General features: G+C 62.7%; 2 protein-coding genes (1 of these 2 cut by a window edge). Both read right to left on the bottom strand.

The genetic code is table 11. The annotated features are described in order from the left end of the window. On the bottom strand, positions 1–1,359 hold a 1,359-nt coding region (locus tag ACFE99_RS06465; RefSeq protein WP_375483538.1), incomplete at its 3' end, for an MCE family protein. Next, positions 1,356–1,667, bottom strand: partial view of an MCE family protein gene (locus ACFE99_RS06460; protein ID WP_375483536.1) — the final stretch only. 1,083 nt of this gene lie beyond the right edge of the window; 312 of the gene's 1,395 nt are visible here — the last part of the coding sequence; its start codon lies beyond the right edge, outside the window — the gene reads right to left on this strand; the stop codon is at positions 1,356–1,358. The genes ACFE99_RS06460 and ACFE99_RS06465, both read right to left, overlap by 4 nt.

Genomic DNA, 1,667 nt, shown 5'->3' with positions numbered 1-1,667 from the left:
ATCGGCGGGATTGGTCGGTATCGGGTTTTCTGGCCTGGCCGGCACGAACGGCGGCAGCCCGTTATACGGGTTGGCGGGCCGGGTGAAAAAGTTGAAAATCTCGTTCGGGGGTGGGAGCGGCCCGTTAGGGGGCGGTGCCACTGTCCGGGGCGCCTCCGCCGCTGGTGGGCCCTGGGGAACCGGTGGTGGGATGTAGTCCGGGCGCAGCCAGTCCTCGCTGTAGGTGATCTCGTTGGGACGTGCTGTGGCGCCGACGAAGGGGTTTATCCCTAGCGGCAAGAAGTTGTACTGGCGGTTCTTGAAGATCGGCGCCAAGTACTGAATACACAACTTCGCCGAGTCTTTGGCACCCAACCGCGATGCAGCCTGTACGGCCCCGCAGATGAATTGCAGCGGGTTGGCGAAGTTATTGAAGGCCAGGTAAGCGGTGAAGGCGCCCTGTGCGGGTTGGTAGAGGTTAAGGAAGTTCTGAAACGTTGTCGGAGCGATGTGCAGCGTTTGCTTGAGGTCATCGAGGCTTTGGGTCACCGCTGTCGACACGGACGCCAACTTGTCCGAGGTGCTGCCCAGCGCCTCGCGATTGTCGGCGACAAAGCTTGTCAAGTCGCCGATCACGGCGTTGAGGTCTCTGACCGCGTTTCCGACTTCGTCGCGGTCATTTGCCAGCAGCCCCGTGACCGCAGCGAGATTCCGGTTCAGGTCTTTGAGGAGGCGGCTGCTATCTCGCAGCGCTGACACCAGGGCCGCCAAGTTCTTAAAGGTGGTGAACAAATCGCCGCTGTGGTCACCGAGCGCCGAGATCGCCTCTGACAGCTTAAGGATGGATTCACGGATGTTGCTGCCCTGGCCGCGCAAGTTGTCGGCCAACGTGTTTACCGCTGCTCCCAATGTGCTGACTCCGCCCGGTTGGGTCGGCTGCAGGGTTTCGGTCAGCTTCTGCAACTGCTGGCGTAAGTCGTCGAACTCGACAGGAACGGCTGTGCGGTCGGGTGGGATTACCGTGTTATTAGCCATCACTGCCCCACCGGTGTAGGCGGGCGTCAATTGGATGGCTCGAACCGTAACGAGGGACGGCGATAAGATGACGGCTTTCGCGTCGGCGGGTACCTTGAACTTCTTGTCGTACCAAAACGAGATTTTGACACGGTCGGGCTGCGGTTCAATTTTCTCGATTTTTCCGACAGGTACGCCGAGGATCTCCACGTAGTCACCGACGTAGATGCCGTTGCTGTTGTCGAAGTAGGCAATGACCTTGGTGTGGCCGGCAGCAGTCGCGGTCCGTAGCACGACAACGATGCCGCCGATTAGCGCTAGCACCAGAACGGCCGCCACCCCAATCTTTGTAGTGCGGGCGCTCACTGCCCACCACCCCTAACAGCCGGCGGTGGTACCAGGGGCCCCGGCCCGGGAAGCACCGGCGGTTGAGATGGCGGTATTTGCCCGGGCGCGGGCTGCTCGACAGGCCCCGACGGTGGCGGTAGAGATTGTCCGGGTCCGGGAGGAGTCGGCGCGGGCGGTCCAGGCGGCGGCCCCCCAGGTGGCGGCGCCGGGGGCTCTGGTCGGTATGGATAGCGGCCGGGAGATTGCCGGGGCAAGTTGGGGTCGAGATTGCCAGTGATGGCGTCCGGGAGAGTTAGGCGGGGTGCGCCGCCCTGGCCGGTTCGTGG

Source organism: uncultured Mycobacterium sp. (assembly GCF_964249325.1).
GTDB lineage: Bacteria > Actinomycetota > Actinomycetes > Mycobacteriales > Mycobacteriaceae > Mycobacterium.
Note: the sequence above shows the minus strand (reverse complement) of the source record. Positions and strands in the feature narration are given on the sequence as shown.